This is a genomic window from Echinimonas agarilytica, assembly GCF_023703465.1.
Taxonomy (GTDB): domain Bacteria; phylum Pseudomonadota; class Gammaproteobacteria; order Enterobacterales; family Neiellaceae; genus Echinimonas; species Echinimonas agarilytica.
Map to the genome: position 1 here is coordinate 1 of NZ_JAMQGP010000007.1, position 20,114 is coordinate 20,114.

The following is a 20,114-nucleotide window of genomic DNA, read 5'->3' on the forward strand; positions in this document are numbered from 1 at the left end:
ACGAATTTACTTGCTTCATCTTCTGCGTTAACTCATCTCATTTTGAGTTGAAAGATTAAAAAGGCTTAAATCTTTAGGCCGATATTTGTGTGCTCTACTTGACGTGGGGAGTCATACCAACGCCTCATTCAGAGGCAATAAAATAGTTGGTTAAAATAAGCGAGGCACGAGCAAAAACCAACTGTTTTTTGTCCTGCTGAAATGACTTGTTAGTTTTACTTACGCTTTAAATACTTCATTACTTTCTCTGCTGATTTGAAAGATTGTGACTCATAGCCTTTATCTAGTTGCATTTCTGCTTCATCGGAATTCCATTTCACGGCCTCTTTATCAGCTTTTAATGAATCAGTTAAGCTAATTACTGCTTGTTTATAAAAGTACCTTTTATGAAATGGAACATGACTACTAAATAACTCTAATTGCAAATTATCTGGGAAAAATGAAGTGCTACTTGATTGAACTCCATTATACAATTTTTCAAACAATGGCACAGAGGCCTCATTGAATTCTTTTCGTTTGTCACGAGATAACGCGAAACGATGGCCTACAACCAAACCAACTAAAAATGTAAGTAAAGGTACATAAATTGATTGTTCAATCATTTTGGATCACCAAGCTCAAATTTACAGGTAAAACTAACGCCTCAATCAGAGGCAAAAAATAGTTGGTTAAAATTGGCGACGCAGGAGCAAAACCAACTGTTTTTTGTCCTGCTGAATTGACTTGTTATATTTTGTTTAACGCCTCACACAACTCAAAATAGCTTCTATCTTCCGTTATTGACACTTCGCCGTCAGCGAAAACCTTTAATAATTTACTATTTGGAACATACTCTGTTCTACCATTGCAATTAACCTTATTAGGAGCGCCGTAATAAATATTAAACTCAAAATATTTAACACTTCCATCTTTATTCACCGCAGCATCTTTGATAATGAACTCAATATCTTTTACTTGAACTGATGTCTCTTTTTTTAAAGGTTCTATATTAGGAGTGAACCAACCATGTTTAGCCGTAGAAATCCGTAATTCTCGAATCCTTCTATCTGAATCAGTTGTTGGATAAAACTCTAATATAGTTTCACCAAAAGGATGAGGTATAGAAATTTCATAAGTGATTTTTTTAAGTGGCAACCATTTAAAATCTAGTTGAACACTTGCATTGAGCGCACCTGAAAAAGTAAATAAAAATATAAATAATGCTCGATTCATCATAAAAATATAACGCCCAAATAACAGGCAATAAAATAGCTGGCTAAAATTAGCGACGAAGGAGCAAAAGCCAGCTGTTTTTTGTCCTAGTTAATTTGCTTGTTAGTTGCCATTTATACTGTAGTAAACCAAATGAACGCAAGATATATTGCTACAAGCATATAACCTAAAGATAACAAGCTATTTATACCTAAAACTCCAAACCAAAATCTACCTTTGAAATGGGATTTATCACGAACTTTAGAGGACAATAATGTAACAGTTGAACTAATGCTTAGTAAGGCGGCCGCGCCTAGGCATGGAAAAACAACAAACATTAAGAGTAATCCCATTGAGCTAGCAGCAGAGCCAGACTCTCCCTCAGCATTTGTAAGTGCTGAATATCCTAGCGCTAAACCAGCAATACTTAGGACTATTGATAAAACTTGAATTGTACGCATAAACCTTTCTTGGCAACTAACGCCCCAAATAAGAGGCTAAAAATTGTTTGCTACCTTGTGTAGCGAAGCGAAACCGAGCAAACAGTTTTTTGTCCTGCTTGATTGGCTTGTTAGTTTGACCACAAAAACTCAAACAGCTTTAGGCTGCGTGACTGGGCACCAAACGACGACTAAAAAGTGGGAAAGACGGATTTTTAGGAAGGATTCAAAACAACAAATGAACGTTCCATGTTGCCAACCTATTCAGCTTTCCCTGCCAAATGACCCATGCTCAAAACAACCACCAGAAACGTGTTTACCGCAGACATGATGGTAATGAACCGAAGTCGATACCGATACTGTAAACAACCACCGCTGCAACAAGCAATGCTCTAGCTCATAAAACCTTAAACTGCTGAATGCGAAAGTGATGACACTCAAAGCTCAACAACAAAGCCAAACCCGGTTGAACTAACGCACCAGTAACGGGCACCAAGGGTAACACAACTTTTTGCGCTAAACTGGCTCCGCCAGTGCAAAAAGATGGGTTGGCCTTGTGTGTCCCGCCCAGCTTGCTGGGCCTTGGTTGACTGGCTTGTTATGTGTTTCACTACCAACTAATAGCCAGCATCAACAAAGCCACTGCAACAAAACCCGCTACAAACAGGTTGACCATAGCCGAACTTAAGCCAGAGAGACCAGCTTTAAAATTTTTCCTGAGGTATACCGCATCAAGATCTGATACATCTTTGCAATGAGGGCAAACTTTCTCTCTACAACTATATTGGAGCCCGCAGCGAGTGCACATGCTCGACTTGTTATGATCATAGAAAATCATCTCCCACCCTCTTTAACACATCAAAACCACTTGTCATGCACTTTAACAATTAGATAAAGCCCCACAAAGACAAACAAGATGATTTCGAGAAGCAGCACACCACGACTCCCTCCAGAAATTCTGTCAAGAAGGCCAATGCACTCACCTGTGCAGTAGGTTCTAGAACCGAAAGCATGTACAAAGCACGGAAACAAAGTCAGTAACAAAACTTTAGCCTTCAACCACACGCCAAACTCTCCATTAGACACATAACGCCTAAATCAGGTGCGCCGTAGGCGTCACCTGGATTTACTTGTTAAGTGAATATTTGCACTTATCTGAGGTTTGTTTTTAAAGCAATGAACTGCTTTGCAAAATTTTCAGCAATCGCTTTGTTTTCTATAATCGAAACAGTCTCATTATTATACTGAGCCTTATTCGTCCAATTATAGGAGCCATGAATCACTTTCTTAAGATCAATAATGCAAAATTTATTATGCATTAATTTTCTAGAATTCTCAGGAATTTTATATGTTTCGAAGATTGTTCCTAGCTTCTCACCCAGCTGGAAATTTATATGGTCATCATTGATGATTAACTGAATATTCAAACCCTCTTTCTTCTTAAAGTAAAGAAGGTTTGCTAAATCTTTATCTGTGAACCAGGCGACAGCAACCCATATACAAAACTCTGCTTTTCTAATCTCGTCGACAATCAGTTTTTTTATGTTTTCGAATTCAGAAATAACATTTAATCTATCGCTATTGTTCTGGATGTCAGAGATGATTCTTTCAAGCTCTCCTTGACCATATTTCCCCTGCATTTTTAGCGCAAGCTCATAAATCTCGTCTGGTTTTAGGTGACAAGTCCTTGCATAAATGTAATTTCTTTTACTGGAGAATGCTTCACTAACTTCACCTTCCTGAAGTCCATAACCCGTGCAAACCATAGGAAGAACATATGCTGACTCATCATACAAGTGATCAGATATTAAACCGAGAAGCTTGTTTGCAGTTCCTGGTGTTACCTTTACCTTTGATCCAATTTGAGCATCAGGCTCATTTTGTAAATCTTCGATTATATCGATGATGTTTAATAGATCAGATTTCAGATTATAAGCATCGTGAATATATTCGATATCTGGATCTAAATTCTTTACTTCATTTTGTATCAGATCATTATCAATACGCTTTACAGAGCCAATGAATCTCTTGGCAATGTCCCGAAAAGCAAAAGTATAGGCACTTTGCATATCTGGATCATCAGAAGGTGAACACTTGCCAAGAGGAAACTCTCGTATGTCATTCGCTAATTCTATGATGCGCTGGACCAAAGTGCCCATGAGTTTACCTCGATGTTTCTATATTCACTTAACGCCCACAGAACGCGCGCGAGGTACGAGCGTCGCTGTTGCTGTGTTTGTTATGCATCTATGACTCCATGATTGACTAGATAATCGAAACCATCGTTTGTTACCGAGTATTGACCAATTAAGTTGCTTTCCACTAGCCCTTCTTTCTCGGCCTGACTTAGATAACGCTCCAACTTTAGACGGTGCATATCCGTGAGATTATTAATAACCCCAATTGCCAATTTATCGTAAGGACTGTTTTCAAACGCTGCAGCAATAGCTGTCATTGCCGCTTTAAGACCATCTGCAGTTCTATCAGGTTTAGCCCCCTGTAGCGGTTTAAACGGGCTTACCCCGATTTCAGGTTTTTCATACAACGGAGCATTTAGAAGTGCTCTGATTAATTCATCGAGTGAATATTCAACTTCAGTGTCGTTGGAAAAGTTAATATAGAGCTTTGTTTGCAAAAAAGTAGGAAGCACCGTAGAAGAGGATTGCCTAACAACTGGAATTATTTTATTACTGTCGATTTTTGTAAGCAGTGACGCAGTTACAATCATTTTTTCGTAACCTACGCCTCCTTCACCAGCATTGGCTTTTGCAACATAAGCTTCTGAACAAACAATTATGACGAAATCACATTTTGCTAACTCTGTTTCCATGAAGTGTGGCAGATCGTCACCAGGCCGCAAGTCCCACTGGTCGAGTACGGCATCTATCCCGCGATGACGTAAGGTCGATGCAAAATCCAGTACCCAGCTTTTGTGCTCGGCTGAGTCATGCGAATAAGAAATAAACACTCTAGGTGGAACCATTTTCAACAATCCTTGGTGATGCTAATTTTTGATGCATAACGCTTAGTAGATCCACATGTATACATAATGTACATAAGGTAGACATGTATACCTTAATGGATATTTAGTGGGTTTTCGGACAGTGTAGACCTATCATGACTTTCGCGTCCTGCGAAATGGAGGTGTAACGGCCTGAATCCCTTCGATTAACTCACATTATCCACATTTTGCGTAAAATTCAACGACTCCCCTTTTGTATACCACCTTACATTAGAACATGCTAATTACTGTATCAATAAACAGTTAAATTTACAGCAACACAAAAAAGGCCTGTTCAGAAATCGTTACAACAAGAATAAATACTTTATTTTCATAATGTTAAAGAATAAAAGGCATCTAACTAGCGCAACTTCCGTTCATCACCCATCAAACAGTCACGCTATTTTTGGGCTTAATGTTTAACGTAACGCGCGAAACCCGATTGGATATATGACCAAGCTCGCTCTGGCTCAGCTTGTGCCATAAACGGAACCACACCCAGACAGGGTGAAGGCAGCAAAGCTTTAAGGCTTTCGATATTTGTCGACTGCTCTTTCATATCTGGATCAACACAGTTAGCCACCCATCCGGCCAAAGCCACACCATCTGAAATCATCGCATCGGCGGTTAATAATGCGTGATTTAAGCACCCCAACTTCATACCGACGACCATAATCACAGGCCAACGCTGTTTCTTTGGTAGATCTGCCAGCGTATTCCCCGCTAAGTCGAGTGGTACTTTCCACCCACCTGCGCCTTCAACTAACGTAAATTCGGGCGCATGTTTTTCAATTGTTTGATTCAAATGTGTCAGCAAATCCTCTTCACAGATTGTGATACCGGCCTGTTGCGCAGCGATATGAGGGGCAATCGGCGGCGCTAAACATATTGGGTTAATATCACCTGCATCAACATTCGCGGCACTGTATTTCGCGAGCAAAGCTGCGTCTGAATTAACCAAAGAGCCATTCTCAATTGCTGCACCAGCAGCAATTGGCTTATAACCGAGGGTATTCACTTTGGATTGCGTTAGGCCCCACAATATCGCAGACGAAATAAAGGTTTTACCGGCATCGGTGTCAGTACCAGTCACGAACATTACAGTCATTTTGTGACTACCCCGTAGTAAATTTGATACGTCAGCGGCAAACCTTCCTCTGTGCGATATGATTCGTAGGCACGATTAAATGTTTGCCACATCCGACGCCCCATTAACCCTTTTCGATTGCTGCCCAAAACCGTATTCGCGCCAACATCACGTATTGAGGCGAACAGGTTACGAATATCAGAATACCAAAATGTATGTGGCCGAATAATGCCGGTGGTTTTGTGTAAACGTGCAGTGGTCACGGCCACCTCAATTTGAGTTTTGCTGGCAAATCGATTCACGTGATCAAAGTCATCGACTTTTCGCCACGCTTTTTTCAACTGCCACAAAGACCCTTCGCTCACACAACTAAACACCATCGACCCATTAGGTTTAAGCACACGATGCGCTTCTTCAAATACGGCCGTCATATCAGGCATCCATTGAAGGGCCAAAGAGCTATATATCAAATCCACACTGTTATCTGGAACCGGCAATTGTTGTGCATCGGCTTGTAACGTAATCACAGATGGGCTCTGAAGCGCACATTGCTCAAGCATATCGGCACTTAAATCAACCGCCATAAGCTGATCGCTCATGTTGAGCAGTTGCGGAATAAAGGTACCTGGACCACAACCTAAGTCTATGGTCAGTTCGGCATGCTGCACCGGATTGTATGCAAGTAAATTGCGCCCAACTTGATATTGCACATTGGCGGCGTTTTTATAACTTTGACTTGCTTTGGAAAAGCGTCGTGCGACCGGCGATTTTTCCGCGATTAATGTCATGCGTACTGCTCCAGCGTGCTTGCAATCGCACTCACGCATTGTCGAATGTCTGTTTCTTCATGGCAGGCTGATAAGGTAAACCTAAGTCTCTCCTGCCCTTGTTTTACTGTGGGCGAACGGATTGCCCCGCAAGCGATGCCACTTTGTCTTAATTGCTCTGAAATGCGAATGACCTTTTCACTTGCGCCAATAAGCACGGGTTGTATCGCGCTATCCGATGGCAACAAATCAATTCCGCTGTCAACTGCCAACGACTTAAACAACTGAATGTTGTGGTGCAAGTTTTGCCAATGCTCTGGTTCTGTGGCCATGCATGTCAATGCAGCTGAAATAGCTGCAGCTTGCGCTGGCGGCATTGCCGTTGTGTATATGTAATGGCGACAAAATTGCCGCAGATAATCAGCAACGTCTCGATCGCATCCGACCATAGCCCCCCCCACACCGACTGCTTTGCCAAAGGTTGCCATGTACACGTCGATTTTATGAGGGGCAATTATGGATGAAGCGCCCGCCCCCTGCTCGCCTATAACACCAAGCCCATGGGCATCATCTACCATAAATAGCGCCTTTTGTTCAGCGCATAGGTGGGCTAATTCGGCTAGCGGTGCTTGATCGCCGTCCATGCTGAACACCGATTCTGTTACTAATAATTTAGTGTTCGCGGCTCTGGCCAACTGACGTCTCGCACTGTCGATTTGATTGTGCTGAAAACGAACATTGTGTGCAGCGCTGCTTAGTCCGCCATCAATCAAAGACGCATGATTGAGCTTATCTTGGACGATCAAGTCGTCCTGTTGCATTAAGCTTGTCAGCACACCTTGGTTCGCGCTAAAGCCCGATCCAAACAACAATACGTCTTCGCAGTGTGTCATTTCAGCGAGTTGCGACTGCAGATTGGCGTGTAATGTATGATGGCCAGTGATCAAGGTTGAGCCACCACTGCCTGCGCCATACTTTTCAACGGCGCCGCTAAACGCTGAAATCACCGAAGGGTGCGCGGCTAAACCAAGATAGTCATTACTGGCAAAATTTAACCAACGTTGCTGACCACGGACCAACCAGCGCCCCTGCCCTCGATCATTGGCGTGAATGTCGCGCCAATTATTGGACTGGCGCTTCGTGTCATTGGCCCACCTTATGCGGCGGTGGAAAGCACTCATTAGTTCACTGCGGCGTCGTAGAACTTCCCTTCTTGCTGTTTGTTCTTCAGCGCTTCTTCAATCACATATTCCTCAACTTCATCACTGTAACCCTTGGCTGCTTCTGGCTGAATGCCTAAACGTTGAAATAATGCTTGGTCTTTTTCTGCATCAGGGTTGCCAGTGGTCAATAATTTCTCACCGTAGAAAATACTGTTCGCCCCGGCGAAAAAACACATCGACTGCATCTGCTCATTCATTTGTTCGCGTCCAGCGCTCAAGCGGACATGTGCCTTGGGCATCATGATTCGTGCGACAGCAATAGTGCGAACAAAATCAAACGGGTCGAGATCTTCTTGCTCCGCCAATGGGGTCCCTTCAACTTTAACCAACATGTTAATTGGCACACTGTCTGGGTGCTCATCAAGATTGGCCAAAGACATCAGCAAGCCACTGCGATCGTTGTCTGACTCACCCAACCCCACAATTCCGCCAGAACACACATTCATGCCAGCGTCACGTACGTTACTTAGGGTGTCCATGCGATCTTGATAGGTGCGCGTGGTGATAATTTCACCGTAAAACTCTGGCGATGTATCAAGGTTATGGTTGTAATAGTCAAGCCCGGCAGATGCAAGAACTTGAGCTTGATCTTTGCTCAGCATGCCCAGTGTCATGCACGTTTCCATGCCCATTTCACGCACGCCTTCGACCATTTTCAAAATATAAGGCATGTCGCGATCTTTTGGATTGCGCCATGCCGCTCCCATACAGAAACGTGTACTGCCAATTGCCTTGGCAGCTCGGGCTTTTTCAAGCACCGCTTCAACTTCCATTAACTTTTCGGCTTCTAAGTCTGTGCTATAGCGAGCGCTTTGTGGACAGTAGCTACAGTCTTCAGGGCAAGCTCCCGTTTTAATGGAAAGCAAAGTGCTAATTTGAACTTCATTTGGATTAAAGTGAGCACGGTGTACCGTTTGCGCTTGAAATAATAAGTCATTGAAAGGTAGTGCAAATAACGCATTGACTTGGGCAAGCGTCCAATCATGCCGAACCGATTCAGTCATGGTGTTTATCCTTGGGTTGCATTCCGCATTTATGATGGCTAGTCTAGCGATTGCCGCCGTTCAGTCAACGGCATTTTTTTACCATACGTTGACTACTGATTACATTATGACCAAATCTATCGATACTGACTTCGACCAACGCCATATTTGGCATCCTTACACCCGTGCCAATCCGACCAGTGCCAATTATGCGGTGTCGCATGCCAGTGGGCATAGCGTGACTTTTGACACCGGTTGCACTGTGGTAGACGGCATGGCCTCTTGGTGGAGCGCTATACACGGCTATCAAGTACCTGAGATTAATACGGCTATCCAATCTCAGATAGGTCAAATGAGCCATTTCATGTTTGGTGGTGTGACGCATCAGCCCGCAGTTTCTCTGTGTAAAAAATTAGTGGATATAACCCCACACTCGCTGCAACGCGTTTTTCTATCAGATTCGGGATCTGTATCAGTTGAGGTCGCTATGAAAATGGCGCTGCAATATTGGCAAGGCGCACGACAACCCTGCAAAACAAAATTCATGACGGTTCGAAACGGATACCATGGTGACACATTTGCCGCCATGTCGGTGTGCGATCCGGTCAATGGCATGCACAGTCTGTTCTCAGAAGTATTGGCCCAAGCTTTATTTTTACCTGCGCCGCCTGCCGGTTTTGATAGCCCAATTGATCATCAATGGGTTGCTGAAGCCGAAGAAGCTTTTGCACTTCATCATCAATCTTTAGCTGCTTTTATCATTGAGCCGGTAGTTCAAGGCGCTGGCGGCATGCGGTTTTACGCCCCGCATTATTTGTCAGAGATTCGTCGCTTGTGTGATGAATACGGAGTACTTTTAATTGCCGATGAGATTGCTACAGGATTTGGCCGTACAGGTAAAATGTTTGCGGTGGAACATGCAGCCATCACACCCGATATTATGTGTTTGGGTAAAGCTCTCACCGGCGGAACCCTGTCACTAGCTGCAACCTTGTGCACGAATGATGTGGCCGAGACCGTCTGCCAATCGGCGGCGGGCGTATTTATGCATGGCCCCACTTTTATGGGCAATCCGCTCGCATGTGCAGTGGCCAACGCCAGTATCGAACTACTAATGGCATATGATTGGAAATTCGAAGTTGAACGCATTAACAAGCAACTATCAACGCAACTTGCTCAATGTGCCACACTCAATTCGGTCAGAGATGTGCGTGTGCTCGGCGCTATTGGCGTAGTTGAAACACATTCACCCATCGATGTGCTGTCACTTCAAGCTGCGGTGATTGCTCATGGGGCTTGGATACGTCCATTCGGTAAGCTCGCATACGTAATGCCTGGCTACAGAATGACCAATACTGAGCTGACCACTTTAACATCTGCAATTTACAAAGGCTTGCTTGAATGCGAACAAAGCGAGGTCTAACTCCCTGCTATTGCTAAGGTTTTGTCGATTTTATTGATGCTGATTTCACAACTCTCATGCAACATGGCTATTGCCCTTCAAAAAAAATCACTTAATATGCATAATTATTCATTCGTTTTATGATCTACTTCGGGTTAAAAACGTTGAAAATCTGGATAATGCAGTCGGTTCTACGACACCCAAATTATAATAATAATTTCTAAATTCAGCAGACGCGTTCGCCTATAGCGTTAGCAGACTCACCCTCCGGTAGGGCCTGACAGTGCTCATTAAGCGTGCGTTTAAGAAAATATTTACTGGAACTTAGATTCCATTGACCCAAAGACGGGAAACAATATGACCCACAATACTTCATCTCAGGGCTTATACCGCTCAGACTTTGAACATGATGCATGTGGCATCGGTTTTGTCGCTAACCTTAAGGGCCAAAAGTCCCACGATATCATTGAAAATGCACTAACCATGCTAACCTGCATGGAACACCGTGGTGGTACAGGCTACGATGTTAAAAGCGGTGATGGCGCAGGCATTCTCATTCAAATCCCTCACAGTTACCTCGCAGAAGAAGTGCAAGCGTTAGGCTTCACCTTGCCCACAGTCGGACATTACGGCGTTGGCATGATCTTTCTGCCACAAGACGAGAAAGTCGCCACTCAGTGTCGCAATGTTCTGAACGACAACATTAAACGTCTTGGCTTGAAGCTATTAGGCTACCGTCATGTTCCGGGCGATAATTCTGGGCTCGGCCTCGCATCGCGCGAAAGCGAACCCACCATCGAGCAAGTGTTTATCGCTAAGCCAAAATCGCTCGATCAAACTGAATTTCAACGTAAATTGTTAGTGCTGCGTAAGTACACGGCGCATTTAATAAACTCAACAATTAGCAACCAAAAAGACGAGTTCTACATTGCGTCTATGTCCAACCGCACGATCGTGTATAAAGGGCAATTCACCACTGCTCAAGTGCGTGAATACTACTTAGAACTACAAGATGAGCGCGTGGACTCTGCGTTAGCCATGTTCCACAGCCGCTTCTCAACTAACACATTCCCTGCATGGCGTAGAGCCCAACCATTCCGCTTTTTGTCGCACAATGGCGAGATCAATACGGTAAAAGGTAACGTCAATTGGATGGCGGCGCGCGAAGCCTTGTTTGAGTCAGTGAACTTCTCGAAAGAAGAACTGACCATGTTGTACCCAGTGTGTAACCGCGATAACTCAGACTCTGCAAACCTCGATATGGTTGTAGAATTGTTAGTGCTAAGCGGCCGTCCATTGTCACAAGTGATGATGATGCTGGTACCAGAAGCTTGGCAATCACAAGAAGACATGGACAAGGTGAAGCGCGCTTTTTATGAATATTACGCGTGCATCATGGAACCATGGGATGGCCCAGCGTCTATTTCATTCACGGATGGCCAAGTGATTGGCGCAACACTGGACCGCAACGGCTTACGCCCTTCTCGCTACCTCGTGACAAAAGATGACATGGTCGTCATGGGTTCAGAAACTGGAACTTTGTGCATCGACCCCGCTTCAGTGGTTGAAAAAGGCCGTTTGCAGCCCGGTAAAATTTTCATTGCCGACTTAAACCAAGGTCGCATTATCAGCGATGACGAAGTGAAAGCTGAAGTCTGTGCAACTAAGCCTTATGGTGAATGGTTAAGCAAAAACAAAATTGTTTTAGATGACTTACCTACACCGAGCGAAGTTCAGCAGCAACCCGCACCTAAATCGTTGCGTATGCATCAAAAAGCGTTTGGCTTTACACATGAAGATCTTAACCTCGTGTTGGCCCAAATGGTTGGTACAGCGAAAGAACCTCTAGGTGCAATGGGCGCTGACAACCCATTGGCTGTGCTATCGGACAAACCACAGCATTTATCAAACTACTTTAAGCAGTTGTTTGCCCAGGTCACGAATCCACCCATTGACCCAATTCGTGAAGAAATGGTGATGTCATTACGCACTTACGTGGGCGCAAATCAAAACTTGCTCACTGAAACTGCAGCACATTGTCACAAAGTCGAGATTAAGCAGCCCGTCCTCAGCAACGAACAGCTGATGAAGTTGAAACACATCGATCATGACCACTTTCAGTCTAAAACCTTAAACACACTGTTCCGCGCGACCGGTAAAAAAGGTGAATTGGAAGGTGCAATTGATCGCTTATGTCGTTACGCAAAAGATGCGGTTAATGACGGCTACTCAATCCTCATTTTGAGCGATCGCAATGTCGACACTGACCACGCCGCAATTCCTTCATTGCTTGCCACTGCAGCAGTACATCATTATCTGATTCGTCACGGTTTACGCGCCAAGGCCGACATTATTGTTGAGTCTGGCGATATCCGCGAGACGCATCATTTTGCCACACTTATTGGTTACGGGGCTTCTGCTGCCAACCCTTATATGGCGATAGAAACACTCAACGAACTGCGTAATGACAACGTCATTAACTCAGAGTGGAGCAACACTCAGGTTCTGACTCGCTACATCAAAGCAGTCAATAGTGGCTTGTTGAAAATCTTCTCGAAGATGGGCATTTCAACACTGCAAAGTTACCAAGGAGCTCAAATTTTTGAAGCCTTGGGCATTAACTCTGAAGTTGTACAACAGTATTTCACCGGCACTGTCACACGGATTGAAGGTATTGGTTTAGACCAAATTGCCACCGAATCATTAAAAAATCACCGTGAAGGTTTCCCAGACGAAAGCCGTATTCACGTGGACGACATTCTGGCATCAGGAGGTGAGTACGCTTGGCGTAACGATGGCGAACGTCATTTGTTTAACCCCACTACCATCCGCTTATTGCAGCATTCTTCTGCCAAGAACGACTATGAGCAGTTCAAAGAGTACACCCAAGAAGTCGACAACCAAAGCACCGAAGCATTTACCCTGCGTGGCTTATTGAAGTTTAATTCTGACCGCCCTTCTATTTCCATCGACGAAGTAGAACCGGCCGAAGAAATCTTCAAACGTTTCGCAACTGGTGCAATGTCATTTGGCTCTATTTCGTGGGAAGCGCACACAACACTTGCCATGGCAATGAACCGCATTGGCGGTAAGAGTAATTCAGGGGAAGGCGGAGAAGATCCAATTCGCTTTACTCCACTTGAAAATGGCGATCGCATGATCAGCCGAATCAAGCAGGTTGCATCAGGCCGTTTTGGTGTCACCAGCCACTACTTGGCTAATGCTGATGAGCTTCAAATTAAGATGGCTCAAGGCGCAAAACCTGGCGAAGGCGGACAACTTCCAGGGCATAAGGTAGATGCATGGATTGGCCGAACTCGTGGCTCCACTCCGGGCGTGGGGCTCATTTCGCCACCACCGCACCATGACATTTACTCAATTGAAGATTTAGCACAGCTGATCTACGATTTGAAAAATGCCAACCGCGATGCACGTATCAACGTAAAATTAGTATCAGAAGCGGGTGTTGGTACAATTGCTGCCGGTGTGACCAAAGGCTACGCGGATGTAGTGCTGATTGCCGGTTACGATGGCGGTACAGGTGCCTCACCATTAAGTTCGATAAAGCATGCTGGATTGCCATGGGAATTGGGCCTAGCAGAAACGCATCAGACCCTCGTTCGCAACCGATTGCGTAGCCGAATCACCGTGCAGTCTGACGGCCAAATGAAAACCCCTCGCGATTTAGCAATAGCAACATTACTTGGCGCTGAAGAATGGGGCATTGCAACTGCGGCATTGATTGTTGAAGGTTGTACCATGATGCGTAAGTGTCACCTCAACACTTGCCCTGTAGGCATCGCCACTCAAGACCGAGTGCTGCGCGGCCGTTACAATGGGCAAGTTGAACACGTGGTTAACTTCTTCACCATGATGACGCAAGGCTTGCGTGAACTCATGGCTGAATTAGGTTTCCGCACGATTAACGAAATGGTAGGTCAATCGCAGTGTTTAGACATACGAGATGACCGCGAACACTGGAAGTTCAAACATGTTGATTTAAAACCAATCCTGCATAAAGAAGAAGCCGTTGAAGGCGAAACTTTGTATCGCAGTGTTGAGCAAAAACATTTGATCAACGACATCGTCGACCGCACGTTAATTGCGGATGCACAACCTGCGTTAAGCAATGGCGAAAATGTTAGTCTCACAAGCCCTATTATCAATACCGACCGTTCAGTTGGCACCATGTTGTCGAACGAAGTGAGTAAGAAATACGGTGCAGAAGGCTTACCTGCGAACACCATTGGTGTGAAATTTGACGGTTCCGCGGGCCAAAGCTTCGGCGCATTCGCAGCGAAAGGCATTCGCTTTGAACTCGAAGGCGACGCCAACGATTACTTCGGTAAAGGTTTGTCAGGTGCAGAGCTGGTTGTTTACCCACCCAAGGTGTCAACCTTCAACCCACGTGAAAACATCCTTATCGGTAACGTTGCATTCTTTGGGGGTACTTCGGGTGAAGCATTTATTCGTGGTATTGCGGGAGAGCGTTTCTGCGTACGTAACTCAGGTGTCACGGCTATTGTTGAAGGTGTAGGCGACCACGGTTGTGAATACATGACCGGCGGTAAAGCCATCATTTTGGGCAATACCGGTCGCAACTTTGCAGCGGGCATGAGCGGCGGCGTAGCCTATGTACTCGATGTGAATGGCGACTTTGCTAGCAAGTGCAATATGGAAATGGTTCAGCTCGAAACCATTGACGATGCTGAAGAATCCAATGAACTCAAGTCGTTGATAGAAAAACATCAGCAACACACGGGGTCAGATGTAGCCGCTGAATTACTAGCAGACTGGGAGACTTCTCTCACTCGATTTGTGAAAGTGATGCCAGTGGATTACAAGCAAATGCAAGCTTATATGAAACAAGCTCGCGATACGGGCCAATACGACACTGAGCAAGATGTTGCAGCAGCCGCATTCGACATGCACCTAGCATCACTTGCAAGCGCCAAATAAGGAGGAGCGATACTATGGGAAATCCAACAGGTTTTTTAAAATTAGACCGACAACTACCAGCGGATCGCGATCCATCTGAGCGTTTGATCGATTGGTTAGAAGTGCATGAGCACATGCCTGAAGATGGCATTAAAGAGCAAGCGTCTCGCTGCATGGACTGTGGTGTGCCGTTTTGTCAGAGTGGCGAAAGCCGCTTTGCACCGCAAGTAGCGGGCTGCCCAGTGAACAACCTTATTCCAGAGTGGAATGACTTGGTGTACCACGGTCGCTGGAAAGAAGCGGTACAACGTTTGCACAAAACCAACAACTTTCCTGAGTTTACCGGCCGCGTGTGCCCTGCTCCTTGTGAAGGTTCGTGCGTGTTGGGAATCAATGCGCCGCCGGTCACAATTAAGCATCATGAGTACGCCATTATTGAGCGTGCTTTTGAAGAAGGCTGGGTCGTTGCCGAGCCGCCTTCACGCCGTACCGGTAAAACCGTAGCAGTCGTAGGTTCAGGCCCCGGTGGTTTAGCCGCAGCTGCACAGTTAAACAAGGCTGGCCATCTGGTCACAGTGTACGAGCGTGCCGACCGCATTGGCGGCTTGTTGATGTACGGCATCCCTAACATGAAGTTAGAAAAGCACGTTGTCCAACGTCGTATCGATATTATGAAAGAGGAAGGCATTACCTTCGTCACTAATACCGAGATTGGTAAAGACATCTCTGCACAAACGCTCCATGCGGATTTTGATGCGGTTGTTATTGCCACAGGTGCAACTAAACCGCGCGACTTACCGGTTGAAGGCCGCGAACTGAAAGGCGTTCATTTTGCAATGGACTTCCTCAAGGCAAATACCAAAAGCCTGCTAGACAGCGGTCACCAAGACGGCAAATTCATCAGTGCGAAAGGTAAAAACGTGGTCATTATCGGTGGCGGTGATACGGGTACTGACTGTGTGGGCACATCGTTGCGCCACGGTTGTGAACACGTGATGCAGCTTGAAATCATGCCGCGCCCTGCCGACGCTCGATTACCTTCAAACCCTTGGCCGGAATGGCCTAAAACACTACTGGTTGACTATGGCCAAAGCGAAGCCATTGCCAAACAGGGTGATGATCCAAGACACTACTTGGTGATGACTAAGAAGTTTGAAGGCGATGATGAGGGCAATATCAAAGCGGTTCACACCGTTCACATCGAGTGGGCGAAAGATGAACAAGGACGCATGTTCCCGAAAGAAATTGAAGGCACAGAAACGCGACTAGAAGCCGACTTAGTATTGTTAGCGATGGGCTTTACTGGCCCAGAAGAAGCCATTCTTGATCAACTTGAGATTGAGAAGGATGCGCGCAGTAACGCGAAGGCTGAATACGACAAATTCCAAACGAACGTCAAAGGCGTGTTTGCTTGTGGTGATGCTCGCCGAGGGCAAAGTTTGATTGTCTGGGCGATTGACGAAGGGCGCCGTGCAGCGCGTGAGGTTGATACATTCTTAATGGGCCAAAGTTATCTCCCTTAGCCTGTATCAGGCGATCTAAAAAACCGCGCAAAAGCGCGGTTTTTTTATGTCTTTTGGTTTACCCATATCAAATTTATGTTGTTAAATCGCCCAGTTTTTCCGTTGTTCGGGTGGAACAAAACTCCACACAATCACACGTGTGATTTTGTTGCCGTGGCTCATCTGGATCACTTCGACTGTTTCGGCATCGAGTTCTTTCAAACGCTTTTTCAACGGCCGCACCGTATCATTTTTTGAAACCAAGGACGTAAACCAACACACATCATTCGCATAACGGCGACTTTCGGTCGCCATTCGTTTTAAAAATGACAACTCGCCACCTTGGCACCACAATTCTGTTGCTTGCCCGCCGAAATTTAATGGTGTACGTTTCGCCTTGTGTTGAGCGCCTTGTGGTTGCCCGACACCAAGCCATTTCTGGTTTGCTGCATCAATGGCTTCCTCCGCTGTTCGATGAAACGGTGGATTACACACTGACACATGATACTTGTCGTGTTTTCTGATGATTCCTTCAAATATCAAGTTAGGGTCTTTCTGCCGCACAATATTAATTAAGGGCGATAAATTGGAATTTTCCGATACGATTTTCTTCGCATTATCAAAAGCATGGGCGTCAACTTCAGTCCCTACGACTTTCCAACCATAGCTTTGAGATGCGATGATGGGATAAATGCAGTTTGCCCCCGTACCGATATCAAGCATTCGAATGTCAGAACCGGTTGGTACTGAGCGGTGACCCATGACTGTATTGGGTACATGCGTTGTCAGCAAATCAGCAATGTGATGGATATAATCGGCCCTACCCGGAATGGGCGGACACAAATAACCAGAAGGGATCTGCCAGTGTACAACCTGATACGCGTCATTTAACAAGGCTTTATTCAGCGCAAGGACTGCATCAGCATTAGCAAAGTCGATGGTGAGTTCACCGTGTTTGCCGCGAATAACATAGGGTTTAAGTTGGCTATTATTTTTTACTAATGCATTAAAATCATAACGACCCCGATGCGGGTTACGACAATGCAACGCTTGAGAAACCATACTAATTTAACCCATCTGAACAACGCGGCATACAACCGAAAACCTTACTTTGACCAAAGGCGACTAAGCTCTGGATGACGCTCAAACATTTTGTCGATGAACGAACAGCGCGACTCAATTTTAATCTCGTGCTCTTTGGCGTAAGCAATTAATGCTTCAAACAAAGTTTGAGCATACCCCTCTCCGCGATGAACCAGTGATACCCCCGTATGAGTGACCACAAATGTAGCGGGTTCAACCACATCAAATTTCATTTCTGCTGAATCAGAAATATAGAAACGACCGCTATATTCTGATAGTTCTAACTGTACTGCAATAGTGTCTGGCATCTGCCATTCCTCAGCTTCAATAAAAGAGCCCCATCATGACACAAAAAAGCCCCTGCAACCAAAGTTACAGGGGCTTTCATCAAGCGCTATTTAAGTAATTTTACTTAGCAGCTTTCTTTTCTTTTTCAGCAGCGATAATCGCTTCAGCTACGTTTGCAGGACATGCTGAGTAGTGGCTGAACTCCATAGAGAACTGACCACGACCAGAAGTCATTGTACGCAAGTGACCAATGTAACCAAACATTTCTGAAAGCGGTACATCAGCTTTAATACGAACACCAGTCACACCGGCTTCTTGGTCTTTGATCATGCCGCGACGACGGTTCAAATCACCAATTACATCACCAACGTGATCTTCTGGAGTGAACACATCAACTTTCATCACAGGCTCAAGAAGTTGCGGGCCGGCTTTAGGCATTGATTGGCGATATGCACCTTTCGCTGCAATTTCGAACGCAACCGCTGAGGAGTCAACTGCGTGGAAACCACCGTCGTACAATTCAATTTCAACGTCCAACAATGGGAAGCCAGCTAATGGGCCTTCTTCCATCATGCCTTTGAAACCTTTCTCAATCGCAGGGAAGAATTCCTTAGGAACGTTACCACCCACAACAATTGAGTTAAATACGAAGCCTGAGTTTTGCTCGCCTGGCTTGATACGGTAATCAATTTTACCGAATTGACCAGAACCACCAGACTGCTTCTTGTGCGTGTAGCTATCTTCAATCGCTTGCGTGATTGTTTCACGGTACGCAACTTGTGGTTGACCTACAGTCAGTTCAACGCCGTAAGTACGCTTTAAGATATCTACTTTAATATCTAAGTGAAGCTCACCCATACCTTTAAGGATGGTTTCGCCAGAATCTTCATCAGTCTCAACTTGGAAAGAAGGATCCTCTGCAACCATCTTACCGATCGCAATACCCATTTTCTCAGTTGAACCTTTATCTTTAGGAGCAACGGCAATCGAGATGACTGGTTCTGGGAAGATCATTGGTTCCAACGTACAAGGATGTTTTGGATCACAAAGCGTGTGACCTGTTTGAACATTCTTCATACCTACGATTGCAATGATGTCACCGGCTTTCGCAGTGCTTAATTCAGTGCGATCATCGGCGTGCATTTCTACCATGCGGCCTACACGTTCTGTTTTACCGGTGAATGAATTAAGGATAGTGTCACCCTTGTTCAATACACCTGAGTAAATACGGATAAACGTGAGTGCACCGAAACGGTCGTCCATGATTTTGAACGCCAATGCGCGTAAAGGCTCATCAGTAGAAACAGTTGCAACTTCACCCGTTGCTTCACCTGTTTCTTCGTCAGTCAATGGCTGAGCATCAACCTCAACTGGGTTTGGCAAATAATCAACAACCGCATCCAATACCAATTGAATACCTTTGTTTTTGAACGCTGAACCACAGTAAGTTGGGAAGAACGCCATTGTACGAGTACCCGTACGGATACAACGCTTAATGTCTTCTAGTGAAGGCTCTTCACCTTCCATGTATGCCATCAGCAAGTCATCGTCTTGCTCTAAAGCAGTTTCGATCAATTGCTCACGGTAAGCAGCAGCATCGTCAACCATATCGGCTGGAATGTCTGTCACTTCATAGTTTTCTGGAAGACCCGAGTCGTCCCAAACATATGCTTTTTGGCTTAATACGTCGACAACACCAACGAAGTCATCTTCTGTACCGATTGGCAATGTCATCACAAGCGGAGTTGCGCCAAGTACTTTCTCAACTTGACCCACAACGCGGTAGAAGTCTGCGCCCAAACGGTCGAGTTTGTTCACGAAGATTAAACGCGCAACTTCTGATTCGTTCGCGTAACGCCAGTTTGTTTCTGACTGAGGCTCAACACCACCAGAACCACAGAAAACACCAACACCACCATCGAGGACTTTCAGAGAACGATAGACTTCAACTGTGAAGTCAACGTGACCTGGAGTATCGATGATGTTCATACGGTGATCTTTCCAGAAACAAGTTGTTGCAGCTGATTGAATGGTAATACCACGCTCAGCTTCTTGATCCATAAAGTCAGTCGTTGCGGCGCCGTCGTGTACTTCACCTGTTTTGTGAATTTTACCCGTCAGCTTCAAAATACGTTCTGTGGTGGTTGTTTTACCCGCGTCAACGTGGGCAAAAATACCGATGTTTCTGTAATGTGATAAGTCAGCCATT

15 protein-coding genes are annotated in these 20,114 nt (G+C 45.2%); 3 read left to right on the top strand and 12 right to left on the bottom strand.

Annotation, left to right across the window (positions count from 1 at the left end):
* Positions 1 to 215: 215 nt before the first annotated feature.
* The 9 genes from NAF29_RS13220 to bioB all read right to left on the bottom strand — a co-directional run bounded on the left by NAF29_RS13220 (position 216) and on the right by bioB (position 8,713).
* Positions 216 to 602, bottom strand: coding sequence for a hypothetical protein (locus tag NAF29_RS13220; RefSeq protein WP_251262109.1), 387 nt, complete (start codon positions 600 to 602; stop codon positions 216 to 218).
* A gap of 124 nt (positions 603 to 726) precedes the next feature.
* A complete protein-coding gene (locus NAF29_RS13225) occupies positions 727 to 1,215 on the bottom strand; it encodes a hypothetical protein (protein WP_251262110.1) in 489 nt (162 codons plus the stop codon).
* Between the two features lie 110 nt (positions 1,216 to 1,325).
* The gene (locus tag NAF29_RS13230; RefSeq protein ID WP_251262111.1) at positions 1,326 to 1,652 is read right to left on the bottom strand and encodes a hypothetical protein; all 327 of its coding nucleotides are present in this window, start codon (positions 1,650 to 1,652) and stop codon (positions 1,326 to 1,328) included.
* Between the two features lie 1,130 nt (positions 1,653 to 2,782).
* Positions 2,783 to 3,790: a phospholipase D-like domain-containing protein gene (locus NAF29_RS13235; RefSeq protein ID WP_251262112.1), complete on the bottom strand. Its 1,008-nt coding sequence runs from the start codon at positions 3,788 to 3,790 to the stop codon at positions 2,783 to 2,785.
* A gap of 80 nt (positions 3,791 to 3,870) precedes the next feature.
* The gene (locus NAF29_RS13240; RefSeq protein ID WP_251262113.1) at positions 3,871 to 4,614 is read right to left on the bottom strand and encodes a toll/interleukin-1 receptor domain-containing protein; all 744 of its coding nucleotides are present in this window, start codon (positions 4,612 to 4,614) and stop codon (positions 3,871 to 3,873) included.
* Positions 4,615 to 5,044: 430 nt separating this feature from the next.
* On the bottom strand, positions 5,045 to 5,740 hold the full coding sequence (gene bioD, locus NAF29_RS13245; RefSeq protein WP_251262114.1) for a dethiobiotin synthase: 696 nt from the start codon (positions 5,738 to 5,740) through the stop codon (positions 5,045 to 5,047).
* Complete coding sequence (bioC, locus tag NAF29_RS13250) at positions 5,737 to 6,507, bottom strand: malonyl-ACP O-methyltransferase BioC (protein ID WP_251262115.1); 771 nt, start codon at positions 6,505 to 6,507, stop codon at positions 5,737 to 5,739. Before bioC ends, bioD begins: the two co-directional genes overlap by 4 nt.
* Positions 6,504 to 7,667: an aminotransferase class I/II-fold pyridoxal phosphate-dependent enzyme gene (locus NAF29_RS13255; protein WP_251262116.1), complete on the bottom strand. Its 1,164-nt coding sequence runs from the start codon at positions 7,665 to 7,667 to the stop codon at positions 6,504 to 6,506. The genes bioC and NAF29_RS13255 overlap by 4 nt, the downstream gene beginning before the upstream one ends.
* Positions 7,667 to 8,713: a biotin synthase BioB gene (gene bioB, locus NAF29_RS13260; RefSeq protein ID WP_251262117.1), complete on the bottom strand. Its 1,047-nt coding sequence runs from the start codon at positions 8,711 to 8,713 to the stop codon at positions 7,667 to 7,669. The genes NAF29_RS13255 and bioB overlap by 1 nt, the downstream gene beginning before the upstream one ends.
* Positions 8,714 to 8,819: 106 nt before the next feature.
* On the opposite strand from bioB, the gene bioA reads away from it, so the two are divergent.
* From bioA to NAF29_RS13275, 3 genes are all read left to right on the top strand, one after another.
* Entirely contained in the window at positions 8,820 to 10,115 is a 1,296-nt protein-coding gene (bioA, locus tag NAF29_RS13265; protein WP_251262118.1) for an adenosylmethionine--8-amino-7-oxononanoate transaminase, read from the top strand.
* Positions 10,116 to 10,451: 336 nt separating this feature from the next.
* Positions 10,452 to 15,053: a glutamate synthase large subunit gene (gltB, locus tag NAF29_RS13270; protein WP_251262119.1), complete on the top strand. Its 4,602-nt coding sequence runs from the start codon at positions 10,452 to 10,454 to the stop codon at positions 15,051 to 15,053.
* 14 nt (positions 15,054 to 15,067) lie between these two features.
* On the top strand, positions 15,068 to 16,555 hold the full coding sequence (locus tag NAF29_RS13275) for a glutamate synthase subunit beta (RefSeq protein WP_251262120.1): 1,488 nt from the start codon (positions 15,068 to 15,070) through the stop codon (positions 16,553 to 16,555).
* 81 nt (positions 16,556 to 16,636) lie between these two features.
* On the opposite strand, the gene rlmF is transcribed toward NAF29_RS13275, so the two are convergent.
* From rlmF to fusA, 3 genes are all read right to left on the bottom strand, one after another.
* A complete protein-coding gene (gene rlmF, locus NAF29_RS13280) occupies positions 16,637 to 17,596 on the bottom strand; it encodes a 23S rRNA (adenine(1618)-N(6))-methyltransferase RlmF (protein ID WP_251262121.1) in 960 nt (319 codons plus the stop codon).
* A 44-nt stretch (positions 17,597 to 17,640) separates the two neighbouring features.
* Positions 17,641 to 17,925, bottom strand: coding sequence for a GNAT family N-acetyltransferase (locus NAF29_RS13285; protein WP_251262122.1), 285 nt, complete (start codon positions 17,923 to 17,925; stop codon positions 17,641 to 17,643).
* A 100-nt stretch (positions 17,926 to 18,025) separates the two neighbouring features.
* Complete coding sequence (gene fusA / locus NAF29_RS13290; RefSeq protein ID WP_251262123.1) at positions 18,026 to 20,113, bottom strand: elongation factor G; 2,088 nt, start codon at positions 20,111 to 20,113, stop codon at positions 18,026 to 18,028.
* Between the last annotated feature and the right edge of the window lies 1 nt (position 20,114).

What these genes read in the sequence shown, in the direction of transcription:
- bioD (WP_251262114.1), bottom strand. Translation starts at nt 5,740, where the DNA reads ATGACTGTAATGTTCGTGACTGGTACTGACACCGATGCCGGTAAAACC.
- NAF29_RS13225 (WP_251262110.1), bottom strand. Translation starts at nt 1,215, where the DNA reads ATGATGAATCGAGCATTATTTATATTTTTATTTACTTTTTCAGGTGCG.
- bioB (WP_251262117.1), bottom strand. Translation starts at nt 8,713, where the DNA reads ATGACTGAATCGGTTCGGCATGATTGGACGCTTGCCCAAGTCAATGCG.
- gltB (WP_251262119.1), top strand. Translation starts at nt 10,452, where the DNA reads ATGACCCACAATACTTCATCTCAGGGCTTATACCGCTCAGACTTTGAA.
- NAF29_RS13285 (WP_251262122.1), bottom strand. Translation starts at nt 17,925, where the DNA reads ATGCCAGACACTATTGCAGTACAGTTAGAACTATCAGAATATAGCGGT.
- rlmF (WP_251262121.1), bottom strand. Translation starts at nt 17,596, where the DNA reads ATGGTTTCTCAAGCGTTGCATTGTCGTAACCCGCATCGGGGTCGTTAT.
- NAF29_RS13275 (WP_251262120.1), top strand. Translation starts at nt 15,068, where the DNA reads ATGGGAAATCCAACAGGTTTTTTAAAATTAGACCGACAACTACCAGCG.
- bioC (WP_251262115.1), bottom strand. Translation starts at nt 6,507, where the DNA reads ATGACATTAATCGCGGAAAAATCGCCGGTCGCACGACGCTTTTCCAAA.
- NAF29_RS13230 (WP_251262111.1), bottom strand. Translation starts at nt 1,652, where the DNA reads ATGCGTACAATTCAAGTTTTATCAATAGTCCTAAGTATTGCTGGTTTA.
- fusA (WP_251262123.1), bottom strand. Translation starts at nt 20,113, where the DNA reads ATGGCTGACTTATCACATTACAGAAACATCGGTATTTTTGCCCACGTT.
- NAF29_RS13220 (WP_251262109.1), bottom strand. Translation starts at nt 602, where the DNA reads ATGATTGAACAATCAATTTATGTACCTTTACTTACATTTTTAGTTGGT.
- NAF29_RS13235 (WP_251262112.1), bottom strand. Translation starts at nt 3,790, where the DNA reads ATGGGCACTTTGGTCCAGCGCATCATAGAATTAGCGAATGACATACGA.
- NAF29_RS13240 (WP_251262113.1), bottom strand. Translation starts at nt 4,614, where the DNA reads ATGGTTCCACCTAGAGTGTTTATTTCTTATTCGCATGACTCAGCCGAG.
- NAF29_RS13255 (WP_251262116.1), bottom strand. Translation starts at nt 7,667, where the DNA reads ATGAGTGCTTTCCACCGCCGCATAAGGTGGGCCAATGACACGAAGCGC.
- bioA (WP_251262118.1), top strand. Translation starts at nt 8,820, where the DNA reads ATGACCAAATCTATCGATACTGACTTCGACCAACGCCATATTTGGCAT.